Raw genomic sequence first — 15888 nt, 5'->3', positions numbered from 1 at the left:
ACTTAAGTTAAATCTCATTTTCTTCATCTTCAATTGTTTTACCTTTTACATAACCCACAATATCCACACAAATGGCGTAATTTCCGTCAACCCGGGTTAAATTCCGGTTGTAGTAAGGATCATTCTTGATATAGTTCAACCAGTGATCTTTCATGTATTTGATTTCACTGTTAAAACGCTTGTATTTTGAATAGGTATCTTCAGCCCCTCGGGATTTTGATTCATAGTGATAAAGCTCTACATCATGCAGCCAGACATTGAATTTTCCGGCTTCGTAAAGTTTGAGACAGAAATCCACGTCGTTGAAAGCAACCGTCAATTTTTCTTCGAATCCATTGACCCGGTCAAAATCTTCCCGTTTCACCATCATACAGGCGGCCGTCACGGAGGTATAGTTATTGGTGGTGACCAGTTTTCCAAAATAACCATAATCCCCCCGGGGGAATCCCACATGTCCATGACCGGCAACGCCGCCCATTCCCAATAGAACGCCTGCGTGCTGAATGGTGTTGTCGGGATAATAAAGTTTTGCCCCGACTGCCCCAACATGTTCCTGCTGCGCATAACTGACCATTCGTTTCATCCAGCCTTTGGTGATCACGGTGATGTCATTATTTAAAAACAGTAGATATTCGCCTTTCGATTCCTTAACCGCCAGGTTATTTATTTTTGAAAAGTTAAACGGAATATCAATTCGCACAACCTTAAACTGCTGCGGATATTTTCTGGTATAATACTCAAACAGTTTGAAGGTGTCTTCTTTTTCACTGCCGTTATCGGCGACGATAATTTCAAAATTCTCATAGATCGTTTTTTCATAGATGGAATCAATACAGGCTTTTAAGTCAGCAGCATTATCCCGGGTGGGAATAATCACCGATACCAGGCCTGCATTGACAATTTCATACTCAATGTTATAGACGCCTGGGAAGGCTCCATGACTGACCGTCCCTTTTATTCCCCGTCTGTCCAGAGCATCTTCCAGAGACTTAAGGCCAGCTTCGAAGGCATAACCTTTTGAATCCGGGTTGACGGCGGTGGAATTACTGATCATCCGCCAGTGATACAAAATCTTTTGAATATGGAAGATCTGATTCGTTTTTTCGGTGAAACGCAGCACCAGATCGTAATCCTGAGCCCCTTCATAGCCTTTTCTAAAGCCGCCGATCTCATCGATGATGGTTTTGCGGTAGACCCCAAAATGGCAAATGTAATTGGTCGCCAGCAGAATGTCGGGTGCCCAATCGGTTTTAAAAAACGGCTGGCTGCGTTTATTGTCCTCACTTAGCTTATCTTCATCACTGTAAATCAGATCGGCTTCCGGGTGCTCATTTAATAGTTTAACCACTTCGTAGAGGGCAAATTCGGCCAGGGTATCGTCATTATCCAACAGACCCACAAACTCGCCGGTGGCGATCGCCAGGGCTGAGTTGGAGGCCTCTGAAATGTGGCCATTTTCTTCCCGGTAAACCACCTTGATGCGAGAATTCAGCATTTTAAACTCTTCCAGTAATGGTTTTATATGGGCATCCGTCGAATTGTCATCGGCAATGCACAACTCCCAATTTTCGTAATATTGATTTAAAACCGAATCAACGCAGGCCCTGAGCCATTGTTCTTCTACATTATACACCGGCATAACAATGGAAACCTTAGGTTTATATGAAAAACCACTGATTTCTGCCAAAACTTTTTTCCTGTCATAATCTTCATGAACGTCAATCCAAAAATCATAGTTTTCCTGATTCTTATATTTCAGTTCAAACTTGATTTTTCGGATCGTATTTTTTAAGCCGTTGCGACTGAGATAGCCGACGGTTCGGGTTGTCACACCAGCCAATCGTTTGGCATTAAACAGATTCGGCTTTTTTAGATAATCATAATTCTTTTTCAAGTTAATCGGCACAATGCGAATATTCGTGTCATCTGTTAGTTTAAGTTTTAGTTTTTCACCATAAGTGTTTTTATCAAACTCGATAATAAAGCCAACCTTGGCATCATCCGGTAAGGCATACTTGTTATTGACGTCGATTCTGAAATCCCGTTTGAATTGAACCCCGACGGCTTCTCTTCCCAATAAATAAAGTTCGACCGGCTCTTTGGTCTTGGTATTAAAGGCCCAGCCCTGAACCGTGGCACATTGACTCACTTCATCCTTAACAATTTTGTCGATAAAATATTTAATTTCTTCCTGTTCGATAACTGTTTTCTTTCTCATTCCCATAGCCTTTCTTTTAAACTAAATGATTTCCCATTGATGTTCCATATGAACCAGACCCTCGGTAAAATAATCGGCTACTACCGCAATTACAAAGGCCGCTGTTTCATAGTCCAGATTAACAATGCTCTTGTTGGCAAAAAGTCCAATATCGACCTCGTATTTCCCACCCAGCAGTGGCAGCTTGGGCACGACATAACGGACATGATGGATTCCTTTTGTTTTTGGGATCGTCACCCCATCCAAATGGGTGTTTGGACCAAAAATATATTGGCGGTCGATGGTGTAAAAGGCCACCCCTACTAGTGGTTCACTGGAAAGATCATCATATAGCTCATATTCAATGTCCACGATGAAATCATCAAAGGTATTTATGGTTTCTTTATTACAATGCATGGCCGTGATTTTTCCCAGATGGGCTTCAATTTCGTAGTTATCCTGTAGCTGTTTGCCCTCTTCAAGAGCCTTCTGTTCCATCGATTCTCTCAGCATTTCACTTTCGTACATATCAATGACATGGGTGACCTCATCAAACATCCGCATTTCACCCTGATCAATCCACACCGCTTTGGTACAGAAACGTTTGATCTGTTCCAGGGTGTGGGATACAAAAAGCACTGTTTTTCCCGAGGCCTTGAATTCTTCCATTTTATTGATGCACTTGATCTGGAATTTTGCATCACCAACCGCTAATACCTCATCGACAATCAGTATTTCCGGATCAACATTAATGGCGGTAGCAAAGGCCAACCGGGCAAACATACCGCTGGAATAAGTTTTAACCGGCTGATAAATGTATTCGCCAATTTGCGCAAAATTGACAATATCATCCAACCGTTCATCCATTTCTTCTTTGCTGTAACCCATGATCAGCCCATTGGAATAGATGTTTTCAATGCCGGTATATTCGGGATTAAATCCGGTTCCCAGTTCCAACAGGGCGGATACCTTGCCGTCCACATACACATTACCCTTGCTCTGGGTCAAAACGCTGGATATAATCTTCAGTAGGGTCGACTTTCCTGATCCATTCTTACCCACAATCCCAATCGATTCACCCTTTTTAATTTCCAGATTGATATTATTCAGAGCGTAAAATTTATGATGGTATTCTTTTTTCTTAAACAGGCTCATGGATTCTTTTAAGCGATCCATCGGCCGTTGATAGAGCTGATATATTTTTGTAACGTCTTCTATTTTTATTGCCACATCTGACATAATTTCCTCCACTGATCCGTGATCAATATTTTCTATAAGACATCAGCAAAATGCGGTCTTAATTTTCGATACACTGCGATTCCGACTAGCAGCAATACAAAGCTAAAGCCCCAGAAGTAGGCTGTCATCACGGGATGTTCCCAAAACCAGCCGGTTCCAAAAAAGCTTTCCCGATAGCCCTGGACAATGTAGTACAAAGGATTCAGTTTTAGAATCCACAGCAAGTTTGCCGGAAAGATGTTTACATCCCAAAGAATCGGCGTTCCCCAGAACAATACCTGCATGCCCACATTGATAAATTGCAGAATATCCGTGAAAAAGGGTTGAAGCGAGGCGGTTACCCAGGTCAAACCGGTTAAAAAGACAATCAGACAGATCAGATAATAAAGGATCTGAATAAAGTGCAGGCTGATTGGTTGACTGTATAACAACAGCATCACCACTGCAAAGGCAATAAAAAAGATGTGGGTATAAAGAGAGGAGATGATTTTTACCGTCGGCAATATTTTAATATTGAAGGTTACCTTTTTTACCAGATAACTGTATTCCCTGAAACAATTGGTGCCATTAACCAGACATTCCGAAAAGAAAAACCAGACGATAATCCCGGTGATTAAAAACAAAATAAACGGCATCCCGCCAGCCGGAGCCGATTTCAGACCGATATCAAAAACAAACCAGTAGACGGCAATGGTGACCGTCGGCTGAATAAAGGCCCACATAATGCCCAAAAACGAACCGGCGTACCGGGACTTAAAATCATTGATGGAAAATTTCTGAATCAGTTTCCGATTTGCAACCAAATCTCTGATATAATCCATTAAATCTTTAAACAAATACAAACTGACACCTCATTCTTATTTTAAATGAAAAAGCACAAAAACTGTGCTTTTTCATTTACATCTATTCTACTTTTTCTTAGTTTTATTTTTTTCCGTACATATTTTGATAATACTGCTGGTAGTCACCCGACTTCACCTGTTCCAGCCATTCCTGATTGTTTAGATACCATTCAATGGTCTCAACAATTCCCTGTTCGAAGGTGTAGGAAGGTTCCCAGCCCAGTTCGGTGGTGATTTTGGTGTTATCAATGGCGTACCGACGGTCATGTCCCAGACGATCCTCAACATAGGTAATCAGTTCTTTGCTGATTTTTGACCCATCATTATCAATCGGGTATTTTCCCGAGCGGAGCATTTCGCCGACATTCTCGATAATTAAATTAACAATCTCCAGATTGGCTTTCTCGTTATTGCCGCCGATATTATAGACTTCCCCAGCCACCCCTTTTTGAAGAATGGTATCGATGCCACTGCAATGATCTTTAACGTGGAGCCAGTCTCTGATCTGCATGCCATCGCCATAAACCGGCAGGCTTTTTAAGGCCACCACGTTAGAAATCATCAACGGAATCAATTTTTCCGGAAAATGATAGGGTCCATAATTATTGGAACAACGACTGATGGTGATTGGCAGCTTAAAGGTCTGTCCATAGGATCGGACCACCAAATCAGCACTGGCCTTGGATGCCGAGTAAGGACTGTTGGGCGCAATCGGGGTGGTTTCGGTAAACATCCCGGTTTTTCCCAGGGCCCCATAAACCTCATCGGTGGAAACCTGATGATAGCGAACACCGTCCCGATAGGTCGGGTAGCCGCAGTCATCTTTTCCGGTTTGCCAGTGATTTTTGGCTTCATCCAAAAGCACCAGGGTTCCCATCACATTGGTTTTAATAAAGATCTCCGGATCTTCAATGCTGCGGTCAACATGGGATTCGGCAGCAAAATTCACGACCGTATCAAAATTATAGGTGTTAAAAAGATTCTGAATAAACGGCCGGTCGACAATATCCCCACGTTCAAAAACATAATTGGGATTCTTTTCAATATCCGTTAAGTTTTCCAGATTTCCAGCATAGGTTAACGCATCGACATTAACGATTTTATAATCCGGGTGCTGATCGAGCATGTATTTTACAAAGTTTGAGCCAATAAATCCGGCACCACCGGTGACTAATACTGTTTTCATGATTACTCCATTTCTATCTCTATCAAATTCAATCTATTCAAATCTTAAGCTATCTCGGATCTCGCTTAAGAAGGGCAGCTGTCCGTCTTTTTCTGAAAGCAGCACCTCATCGATTGTATCAAGCGGCCACTGGATCCCTACTTCCGGATCATTCCAGCGAATTCCGCCATCATATTCCGGGGCATATAAATTAGTGCACTTATAGTTAAACACGGCTTCGTCAGAAACCACTAAAAAGCCATGGGCAAAGCCTTCCGGGATATAAAACATGGTCTTGTTGGCTTCAGTCAGCAACACCCCGGCCCATTGCCCATAGGTGGGTGAGCCATTTCGCAGATCGACGGCGACATCATAAACCTCGCCCCGGGTCACCCGTACCAGTTTTCCCTGGGAGAATTTGGTCTGAAAATGCAGCCCCCGTAAGACGCCTTTACCGGATTTAGATTCATTATCCTGAACAAAGCGCATCGTTAAACCGGCTTTGTGAAATTCTTCTTCATTGTAGGTTTCCATGAAATAACCACGATGGTCGCCAAAAACCGATGGTTCAATGATCACCAGTCCGTCAATTTTTGTCTTAATTACATTTATCTTTGCCATCAGTCCACCTACTTGCCTGTCGCACGCTGAATCAGATACTGACCGTAGGCTGTTTTCTTCAGCGGTTCTGCCAGTTTTAACAACTGTTCTTTATCAATAAAATTTCGTAAGTAGGCAATTTCTTCGACACAGCATACATAAAGCCCCTGTCTTTTCTGGATCGTTTCAACAAAATTGGAGGCTTCAATTAAACTATCGTGGGTACCGGTATCGAGCCAGGCCATACCACGACCAAACAGTTCCACTTTTAAATTCCCCTGTTTTAAATAGGTTTCATTAACTGTGGTAATTTCCAGTTCCCCGCGTTCCGAGGGTTTGATATTTTTGGCAATCTCTACTACTTTATTATCATAAAAATAAAGCCCCGGCACCGCAAAATTGGATTTTGGATTTGCCGGCTTTTCTTCAATGGAGAGGACGGTTCCATCTTTAGCAAACTCAACCACCCCATAACGTTCCGGATCGGTTACCGGGTATCCGAAGATAACTGCCCCACTTTGCAACTCTGCCGCTTTTCTGATGGTATCCGTAAAGCCATGACCATAGAAAATATTATCCCCTAAAACCAAGGCAACACTATCGTCCCCAATAAATTTTTCACCGATAATAAAAGCCTCGGCCAAACCATTGGGAGCTTCCTGGACTTCATAGGCAAAATTCAACCCCAATTCCTCCCCGGAACCAAAAAGTCGTTCAAACATCGGGAGATCGTGGGGTGTGGAAATAATTAAAATATCTTTAATCCCCGCCAACATCAAGGTTGCCAGGGGGTAGTAAATCATTGGTTTATCATAGATGGGCAATAATTGTTTGGACACTGCCCGGGTGATGGGATAAAGTCGGGTGCCGGAACCTCCGGCTAATATAATACCTTTCATAATAACCTCTTCTCTTGTAAATTATTTTCAGATTCCTGGCGTACCGTAAGTTCTGAGGCGGGTTGCCGCAAAACCATGAAGGGTACGCTTTTAAATGCTTACTTCGTTAAATTATCCAGATATTCGACCAAGGAAATCTGCCAGGGTCTGAACTGGTTCAGCTGCAGGTCGTTTAGCGCTTTGTTCTCCAACACCGAGTATTTAGGTCGGGGCGCTGGCCGGACAAACTGCTCGGAGGTTACCGGCTCCACCGGGATGTCAATCCCTGATAAGCGGAAGATCTCGATGGCAAAATCGTACCAGCTGCATTGTCCTTCACAGGTGCCGTGATAAATGCCGTAATGATCGGTATGGATTAAATCAATAATCGCTGCCGCCAGATCAACGGTGCTGGTCGGCGAACCGATCTGGTCATTGACCACCGTCAATTTTGGATGTTTTGAAGCCAGCTCCAGCATCGTTTTAACAAAGTTGTTGCCGTCTCCATACAGCCAGGCGGTGCGGACAATAAAATACTTGGGCGCTATTTCAGAAACGGCTTTTTCTCCAGCCGCTTTGCTTTCGCCATAGACCGTTTTGGGATCAGTGGGATCGGTTTCCCGATAAGGCCGTACCGCACCTGCTTCAATAATCCCACTCCCATCAAAAACATAATCGGTCGAAACCTGAACCAACACAATATCCCGATCCCGGGCGATTTCTGCTAAATATTGGGGGCCAGTCGCATTAATGGCCATGGCCAATTCTTTTTGGGTTTCACAGCCGTCCACATTGGTCAGTGCCCCACAATTGATGATCACGGTTGGCTGTTCACTGGTAATAATGGCCGTCATTTTTTCTTTATCAGTAATATCAAACTCGGGAATATCATATCCAACAAAGTCAATCTTTTTTTTCGCGAGTTGCCGGGTTAACTCCCGACCCAGCTGTCCATTGGAACCGGTTAATAAAATTTTCATATTTCACCTTATTTCATCATTCTTTTTACTGTTATTTTTTTCTGATTTTTCGCTGTTTTTATGCAGTTAAGCCATAAAAATTCATTGTCATTATACTTGATATCCCCATAAAAGTCTATTTTTTTCTAGATTCTTTCAGGTATTTAAGATTATTCCGTTACCCACATAATCCTGTTTTTCCCACAATTTATTATTTCCTTAATAATATTCAATGTTTTTTTAAGCAAATTTATGGTATTATTGGTTGATATGATTTTAGTTCGCTAATTTGAAAGGAACCTTCATGAAAAAGAAAATAATTTTAGTCATCCTGTTTTTGATCGTCTCATTAATAGGCACTGGACTAGTATATGGCTTTAATACCATCAGCCAGATAAATGAAATGGTCGCCGAACCCAAGATGGATGAAACCGAATTGGCCGTCAATAACGACCTCGATATCGATACCGTCAATATTGCTGTTTTTGGCGTTGACGGACGCAGCGACATTGAAGGGGATCGTACCGATACGATTATGATCGTCTCCATGGATTTCCGCAACGGCAACATCAAGGTCACCTCAGTAATGCGTGACTTATTGGTTCAGATACCGGAAACCAAAGACACCTATGAAAGTCTTGATAAAATTAATGCTGCTTATGCCTATGGCGGACCGGAACTGGCTGTTAAAACCCTCAACGAGAATTTTGATTTAAACATTAAAGATTATGTCATTGTTAATTTCGATGCGATGGTCGATACCGTTGATGCCCTGGGCGGGGTCGAAGTCAATGTTCAGAACGAAGACGTATTGGAATGGACCAATAAATATATTGACGATGTCAACGACAAAGTTGGCAAGGCTGACCCCTATTTGGAAACAACGGGTGTTCAAACCATCACTGGGGTTCAGGCCCTGGCCTATGCCAGAAACCGCTTTAGTGACGATGATTTCCATCGAACCGAACGACAGCGGGAAGTTGTCGGACAAATTGCTGACAAAGCCTTCAATATCGATATGACCACCGGCCTCAGTCTATTAAGCAAGGTCTATCCCTACATCAAAACCACCCTTTCGATTAGCGAAATCACAACCTATGCCAAGGCCTTTTTAGACTCTCCGGACAAGCAATTTCTGGAGTTCCGATTGCCTACTGACGCCCATGCCACCACCGCCATGATCAGCAGTGTTTCTTATGTGGTACCAACCAGTCTGGTGGATAACGTCATTGCCCTCCATGCCTTTATTTATGGACCCGTTCAGACGACCACCACAACGGACACCGCATCAACCAGCGGCAGTTCTACCACCGCAACACAAAACGCCAGCGCTGACAGCACCTCCGCCAGTACTGGTAATCGAACCAACGTCAGCGCTCCCACCACCAGTTCAAACACCAGCGTTTCATCAGGCACCAGCTCGGGTTCTAGTAACTATACAGCTTATGTGCCATCAGCCCGGGTCAAGGAAATCAGTGATGCCATTGCCTACTTCGCAGGTACCGGCTCATCCTCATCCTACACTGATTCCAGTTCCAGTGACAGCAGCAGTGACTATTCCAACTCCAGCAGTTCGGGATCATCCTATTCCAACACTGAGTCCTCAGGGTCCGGTTCGTCGGGAAGCTCCAGCGGTTCGGGCGCTTCCAGTTCAGGCGGCAGTTCTTCAGGATCTGATTCCAGTTCAGGTGACTCTGCTTCTGGTACTGGTACTGGTACTGACTCTGGATCGGGCTCCAATTCAGGCAATGATTCAGGCTCAACGGATTCAGGTACCACCGACAATAGCAGCGGCAGCGATGACACGTCTTCAGAGAGCAGTAATTAGTGCAGATTATTTTACTAAATCTAATTATAAAAACTTATCAAACCTAAACGTATAAAGGCGTTATCCCAAGCATCGGGATAACGCCTTTCTTTTCTTCTTTTACTCTGCTAACACCTGTGATTGTAACGCTTAGATTAAATCCGTTACCTGCTGTTTAAGCAGATCCTTCTTTTCTCCAGCTTCTTCTTTGGTCTTCCCGGTTACCGAGAAATAAATCTTTAGTTTTGGCTCAGTTCCTGATGGCCGCAGGGCAAACCAGGAATAGTCATCAAAAACAAATTTCAGAACATTTGATCGGGGCAGATCAATTGTTGTTTTCACTCCCGAAACCATGTCCGTGCTGATGCCTGCTTCATAATCGTTAAAACAAATCAGTTTGGCATCGGCAAAACCTGGAAAGCTGACTTGTCTGAATTTTTCCATAATTTGATTAATCTTTATTTTCCCCTCGATTCCCTCAAGGGTCAAGGCCACCACATCTTCGATAAAATAACCATGTTGTTCATATAACTCAATCAGGGCTTCGTAAAGAGTCTTACCCTGTTTCTTATAATAATCGGTCATTTCACAAACCAGGGCTGAAGCAACCACGGCATCCTTATCCCGGGCATAATTGCCCGCCAGGTAACCATAACTTTCTTCGTAACCAAAGGCAAAGGTATAATCGCCGGTTTGTTCAAAATCAGTCATGCATTCACCGATGTATTTAAAACCGGTCAGAACATCTAAAACGCCAGCACCATGCGATTTGGCCACAAGCCCACCCAGTTCACTGGTAACGATCGTTTTAATCACCACCTTGTTATCCGGCAGATCGATGCGGGTTTTAAGATAATAATCAACCAAAAGGGCCCCGGTTTGGTTGCCAGTAAAGACTTCAAACTCCCCTTTTTGATTTCGGCCTACCACACCAACCCGATCACAGTCGGGATCGGTGCCAATAATAATATCGGCACCACATTCATCGGCCAACGCCATAGCCAAGGTAAAGACAGATCGGTCTTCCGGGTTGGGATAGGGCGCGGTCGTAAAATCGCCATCCGGCAATTCCTGTTCTGGTACCACCGTCACATGCCGATAACCGAGTTCTGCCAACACCCGACGCACCGGCTGATTACCAGATCCATGCAGTGGCGTGTAAACAACTTTCAATTCACTGTTGGGATTGGGCTTGCAAATAGCGGTAACCGCTTTCGTGAAGGCATTATCCATATTTTCACCAACCATTTTGATGACCTTTTGATTACGGCCTTCTGCCAATGTCATCATCGGAATGCCAAAAACATCCGGTATCTTGGCGATTTCGGCAATCAGGGCATCCGCCGAAGCGGTTACCATCTGACCGCCATCGGGCCCATAGACCTTGTACCCATTATATTCCTTGGGATTATGGGACGCTGTAATCACAATCCCGCCAGCGGCTCCCAGCTCGCGGACAGCAAATGACAGTTCCGGAGTGGGCCGCAGTTCTTCAAAAAGGTAGGCGGTAACGCCCATTTTACCCAGCACCCCAGCGGTAGCTTCCGCAAATTTTCGGGAGTTGTGACGGGAATCATAGGCAATGACGACCCCCTTTTCCCAGTTCTGAATATCCTGCCGCAACAAGTACTTTCCTAAGCCATACGTCACCTTGGCGACGGTGTAAATATTCATGCGGTTCGTGCCAGCACCCATTTTCCCCCGCATGCCACCGGTGCCAAATTCCAGATCGGTATAGAAGCGATCTTCAATTTCTTTTTCATCGGTGATGGCTTCCAATTCCTGCCGGAGTTCTTCACTGAGTTCCAACTGATCTAACCAGTTTTGATACGCTTTTTTATAGTCCATCGTGTTCCTTTCTCCAATCCATTACGGATGAATGTCTCTGAATCGGGGCATCGGCCCGTTTTCATGCCAGTCGGAATCGGCTGTTTATTTGTCGTTTAACAGGGTTTCTAAATACCTTTTAAAATCTTTACCCAGTTTACCGTCTCTTAAACCATATTCCACCGTGGCCTGGAGAAAACCCAGCTTGTCACCCACATCATAGCGTTTGCCAGCAAAGTCGTAGGCAAACATTTTTTCCATGGTGGCCAGGGTTTTTAGTCCATCGGTGAGTTGAATTTCACCGCCAGCCCCCTTACCAGTGTGCTCCAGCACCTCAAAGATCCCCGGGGTGATAATATACCGTCCCAGGATTGCCAGGGTTGATGGTGCCGTGCCGATGGCCGGTTTCTCAACCAGATCTTTAACCTGAAAGACCCGGTCACCGACCGCCTCACCGGATACGATTCCATACTTGTCGACCTGATCCGGTGCCACCTGCTGTACCCCGATAACTGAGGCTCCATAGGCATTGTAAACATCGACCATTTGCTTCAGGGCTGGGTTTTCATCGTTATAGACAATATCATCCCCCAAAACCACCGCAAAGGGTTCATCGCCCACAAATTCTTTAGCACAAAGGACTGCATGCCCCAGACCTTTGGCTTCTTTCTGCCGCACTGAAAAGATTTTTGCCATGTTGGTAATGGCTTCCACCTGCTCCAGCGCCGCAGTTTTGCCACCGGCTTTTAACAGGGCTTCCAGTTCTGGCACCTTATCGAAGTGGTTGATGATGCTGTCTTTATTGCGGCCATTGATTATCAGTATCTCTTCAATTCCCGATGCCACAATCTCTTCAATGATATACTGAATCGTTGGTTTATCCACAATTGGCAGCATTTCTTTTGGCACTGACTTGGTAATTGGTAAAAACCGGGTACCCAATCCTGCTGCTGGAATCACCGCTTTGCGTACTTTTTTCATGCTAATTTATCTCCCTTTCTGGAATCCCCAAGCCTGAATATATAAAGCCTCTAGGCGGTTCATCGCCAAACAAATTTCTGAAGTCAAAGAAAAAGCGATCTTTCATCACCGTGCGAACCCGCTCCTGATCCATCCCTTTAAACTCCCGCCAACTGGTAATCAGCACCAGGGCATCGGCATCTTGAGCCGCTTCATAAACATTATGACAATAGCTAATCTCATCTTTTTCGTTATGTAACCGCCATTTGGCTTCCTGATTTCCTTCCGGACAATAAATCTGGATCCTGGCCCCAGCGGCAACTAAACCCTTAACAATATTAATCGAGGGCGCTTCCCGCATGTCAGTCGTTTCCGGTTTGTAGGACAAACCTAAAATGCCAATGGTTTTTCCGTCCAGATTGCCCATTGTCCGCTTAATTTTTTCCACCATCTTGTTTTTCTGTTTTTCATTGGCTTTAATGGCACCTTTAAGCACCATAAAATCTTCGCCATAGGCTTTAGCGATTTCCACTAGGGCCTTGGAGTCCTTAGGCAGATCGCTGCCACCATAGCCCGGACCGGCTTCCAGAAAGCCTTTACCAATTCGCTCATCCCGACCCATGCCATTGGAAACATCGAGAATATTGGCATTGGCATTTTCACACAGCAAAGCCATCTCGTTAATAAACGAGAGTTTGGTGGCCAGAAAGGCGTTGACCCCATATTTGATCATTTCTGCGCTCTGGGGATCCGTAATCACATAATTCTCTTCCCGGACGTGAAGACTGTCATAAACACTTTTTAACCGTTCCACTGCTGCTTTTGAATCCGATCCGATCACCACCATATCCGGTACCAGACAATCCTTGATCATCGAACCTTTCCGGGCAAAATCAGGATTGCTGATCACATCAAAGGCAATATCTGCTTCCCGTTCATCCAGCGTTTTTTGAATGGTCTGTTTTATGATCTGACAGGTACCCGGGGGAACGGTGGATTTAATCACCACCGTTATCGGGGTTTCCATATGGTTGCCAATGCTCTGGGCAATCGGCTTCATAAAGCGCAGATCTGGAAAATCATGATCATTGGTTGGCACTTCACAGGTAATAAAAATAATCTCACTTTTTTTGATAGCGCTTTGAATATTCGAACTGAAGTACAAGCGGCCAGTTGATACTGAGGTTGACACCAATGCTTTTAAGCCCGGTTCATAAATTGGCAATTCGCCTTCGGATAACATATCGATTGTTTCCTCATCGGTATCAACACAGATGACATTGACGTCCGAGTCGGACAGAATCGAGCCGTAGGTTATTCCTAAAATACCCAAACCAATAATACAAATATTCATTCTTTATCCTCCGTTTGCCATGATCGCTTAAGTTTTCTCTCCATTGCAGCCTTGTTCATTCTCACTTTAACCATTCCTCGATTGACACCCAATGGTCTTAACTTTCAACTTGAATTATAGCACAAAAAAAAGCGCATTAAAATACTTGCCCCAATAAAAAAAGACCGCCGGGATCCCTGATCGAATCCCGATGGTCTTTTTATTATAAATTGTTTAATTATAAACCTTCTTTTGAATTGATACGAGCAATTGCTCTTTCCAAAGCTGCCTGAGCCCGAGCCGCATCATACTTGTCGTCCTTAAGACGTTGTAGTGCCCGCTCTTTTGCTTCCTGAGCCCGTTTAAGATCAATTTCTTCCGGCCATTCAGCTGCATCGGTTAAAATAATGGTTTCTCTGGGATTAATGGTGGCAACGCCCCCTAAAAGGGTGCCGCTTTTACTTTTTTTATCGCCAAAAATAATATTAAAGGTACCAATGGCTACTGAGGTTGTCAGCGGTGTATGCTCTGCAAGCACGGCAAACTCCCCTTCTGTTCCCCGGATGACAATACGCTCGATATCATCGTCAAAAAAGATACCGGTTGGAGCAATGATTTTTAATCTGAACGTTTCAGCCATTAAAACTCACCTCAACTAACCTTTGATTTTTTTGCTTTTGCAACTGCGTCTTCGATCGTCCCAACCATCAGGAAGGCACTTTCTGGTAAATCATCATGTTTTCCTTCAAGGATTTCTTTGAAGCCCTTGATTGTTTCGCCAATGGTTACATAAACCCCTGGAGTACCGGTAAACTGTTCCGCAACGTTAAATGGTTGAGAAAGGAAACGCTCAATTTTTCGCGCTCGGGATACGGTAATTTTATCAGCGTCTGATAATTCATCCATCCCCAAGATTGCGATAATATCCTGCAGTTCTTTATAACGTTGTAAAATTTCCTGTACTTCACGAGCCGTGTCGTAGTGATCCTGTCCAACAATTTTGGGATCAAGAATACGAGAAGTGGAATCCAATGGATCTACTGCTGGGTAAATACCTTTTTCGGTGATGGCCCGGTTAAGTACCGTGGTGGCATCCAGATGGGCAAAGGTAGTCGCTGGTGCCGGGTCAGTTAAGTCATCGGCAGGTACGTAAACAGCCTGAACCGATGTAATTGAGCCCTTGCTGGTAGAGGTAATTCGTTCCTGTAAGGCACCCATTTCAGTTGCCAGAGTTGGCTGGTAACCAACCGCACTTGGCATCCGACCTAAAAGCGCCGATACTTCTGAACCCGCCTGGGTAAATCTAAAGATATTATCGATGAACAGCAGTACGTCCTGACCTTCCTGATCACGGAAATATTCTGCCATGGTCAGACCAGTTAAGGCAATACGCATTCTGGCTCCTGGTGGCTCATTCATCTGACCAAAGCAGAGGGATGTTTTATCAATAACCCCAGATTCCATCATTTCGTAGTAAAGGTCATTTCCTTCACGGGTACGTTCACCAACACCGGCAAAAACGGATAAACCACCATGCTGGGTTGCAATATTGTTAATTAGTTCCTGGATCAGTACGGTTTTACCAACACCAGCACCACCGAACAGACCAATTTTACCACCTCGAACGTAAGGACAGATCAGGTCAACAACCTTGATGCCGGTTTCAAACATTTCTGGTTGGGTTTGTTGCTCTTCAAAGCTGGGTGGATGACGATGGATTGGGTGCATCGTCACGCCAGTCGTATCAAAGGGTTTTCCATCGATTGGTTCACCCAAAACGTTAAACATTCTGCCAAGGGTTGCTTTCCCTACTGGCACGGCAATTGATGCTCCAGTATCTACAGCTTCCTGATTTCTGACCAGACCATCTGTAGAGTCCATTGCAATACATCTGACAATGTCATCTCCAAGTTGTTGAGCTACCTCAACAACCAGGGTGTGTCCATTGAGTTCAATATTTACTGCGTTGTTCAATTTTGGCAGTTGATCTTTTTGAAACTTGATATCGACAACTGGTCCAATAACCTGAACAACCTTCCCTATATTTTGGGCCATTCCCTATAACCTCCTTGTGCAAATTA

At 44.3% G+C, this 15888-nt stretch carries 13 protein-coding genes; 1 reads left to right on the top strand and 12 read right to left on the bottom strand.

What is annotated here, in order from left to right:
* Positions 1 to 7: 7 nt before the first annotated feature.
* From CHL1_RS01045 to rfbD, 7 genes are all read right to left on the bottom strand, one after another.
* Positions 8 to 2218, bottom strand: coding sequence for a glycosyltransferase family 2 protein (locus CHL1_RS01045; RefSeq protein ID WP_250934392.1), 2211 nt, complete (start codon positions 2216 to 2218; stop codon positions 8 to 10).
* Positions 2219 to 2239: 21 nt separating this feature from the next.
* The gene (locus CHL1_RS01040; RefSeq protein WP_228877806.1) at positions 2240 to 3436 is read right to left on the bottom strand and encodes an ABC transporter ATP-binding protein; all 1197 of its coding nucleotides are present in this window, start codon (positions 3434 to 3436) and stop codon (positions 2240 to 2242) included.
* 32 nt (positions 3437 to 3468) lie between these two features.
* Positions 3469 to 4278, bottom strand: a complete 810-nt coding sequence (locus CHL1_RS01035) for an ABC transporter permease (protein WP_139142364.1) — start codon at positions 4276 to 4278, stop codon at positions 3469 to 3471.
* An 82-nt stretch (positions 4279 to 4360) separates the two neighbouring features.
* Entirely contained in the window at positions 4361 to 5464 is a 1104-nt protein-coding gene (rfbB, locus tag CHL1_RS01030; protein ID WP_250934391.1) for a dTDP-glucose 4,6-dehydratase, read from the bottom strand.
* Between the two features lie 33 nt (positions 5465 to 5497).
* Positions 5498 to 6064 (bottom strand): dTDP-4-dehydrorhamnose 3,5-epimerase, encoded by a 567-nt coding sequence (gene rfbC, locus CHL1_RS01025; RefSeq protein ID WP_070371616.1) that lies wholly within the window; start codon positions 6062 to 6064, stop codon positions 5498 to 5500.
* A gap of 8 nt (positions 6065 to 6072) precedes the next feature.
* Complete coding sequence (gene rfbA, locus CHL1_RS01020) at positions 6073 to 6942, bottom strand: glucose-1-phosphate thymidylyltransferase RfbA (protein WP_070371617.1); 870 nt, start codon at positions 6940 to 6942, stop codon at positions 6073 to 6075.
* Between the two features lie 98 nt (positions 6943 to 7040).
* Positions 7041 to 7901, bottom strand: coding sequence for a dTDP-4-dehydrorhamnose reductase (gene rfbD, locus CHL1_RS01015; protein ID WP_070371618.1), 861 nt, complete (start codon positions 7899 to 7901; stop codon positions 7041 to 7043).
* A gap of 283 nt (positions 7902 to 8184) precedes the next feature.
* Here rfbD and CHL1_RS01010 point away from each other — a divergent pair, with 283 nt between their 5' ends.
* Positions 8185 to 9708, top strand: coding sequence for an LCP family protein (locus tag CHL1_RS01010; RefSeq protein WP_250934390.1), 1524 nt, complete (start codon positions 8185 to 8187; stop codon positions 9706 to 9708).
* Positions 9709 to 9837: 129 nt separating this feature from the next.
* Here CHL1_RS01010 and CHL1_RS01005 read toward each other — a convergent pair whose 3' ends face one another.
* The 5 genes from CHL1_RS01005 to atpD all read right to left on the bottom strand — a co-directional run bounded on the left by CHL1_RS01005 (position 9838) and on the right by atpD (position 15862).
* The gene (locus tag CHL1_RS01005) at positions 9838 to 11535 is read right to left on the bottom strand and encodes a phospho-sugar mutase (RefSeq protein ID WP_250934389.1); all 1698 of its coding nucleotides are present in this window, start codon (positions 11533 to 11535) and stop codon (positions 9838 to 9840) included.
* 84 nt (positions 11536 to 11619) lie between these two features.
* Entirely contained in the window at positions 11620 to 12495 is an 876-nt protein-coding gene (gene galU, locus CHL1_RS01000) for a UTP--glucose-1-phosphate uridylyltransferase GalU (RefSeq protein ID WP_250934388.1), read from the bottom strand.
* Between the two features lies 1 nt (position 12496).
* The gene (locus CHL1_RS00995) at positions 12497 to 13828 is read right to left on the bottom strand and encodes a UDP-glucose dehydrogenase family protein (protein WP_148636760.1); all 1332 of its coding nucleotides are present in this window, start codon (positions 13826 to 13828) and stop codon (positions 12497 to 12499) included.
* A 217-nt stretch (positions 13829 to 14045) separates the two neighbouring features.
* Positions 14046 to 14447, bottom strand: coding sequence for an ATP synthase F1 subunit epsilon (gene atpC / locus CHL1_RS00990; RefSeq protein WP_070371623.1), 402 nt, complete (start codon positions 14445 to 14447; stop codon positions 14046 to 14048).
* A gap of 11 nt (positions 14448 to 14458) precedes the next feature.
* Positions 14459 to 15862 (bottom strand): F0F1 ATP synthase subunit beta, encoded by a 1404-nt coding sequence (gene atpD / locus CHL1_RS00985; protein ID WP_250934387.1) that lies wholly within the window; start codon positions 15860 to 15862, stop codon positions 14459 to 14461.
* Positions 15863 to 15888: the final 26 nt, after the last annotated feature.

It is taken from the genome of Acetobacterium wieringae, from assembly GCF_023700225.1.
Classification (GTDB): domain Bacteria; phylum Bacillota; class Clostridia; order Eubacteriales; family Eubacteriaceae; genus Acetobacterium; species Acetobacterium wieringae.
Note: the sequence above shows the minus strand (reverse complement) of the source record. Positions and strands in the feature narration are given on the sequence as shown.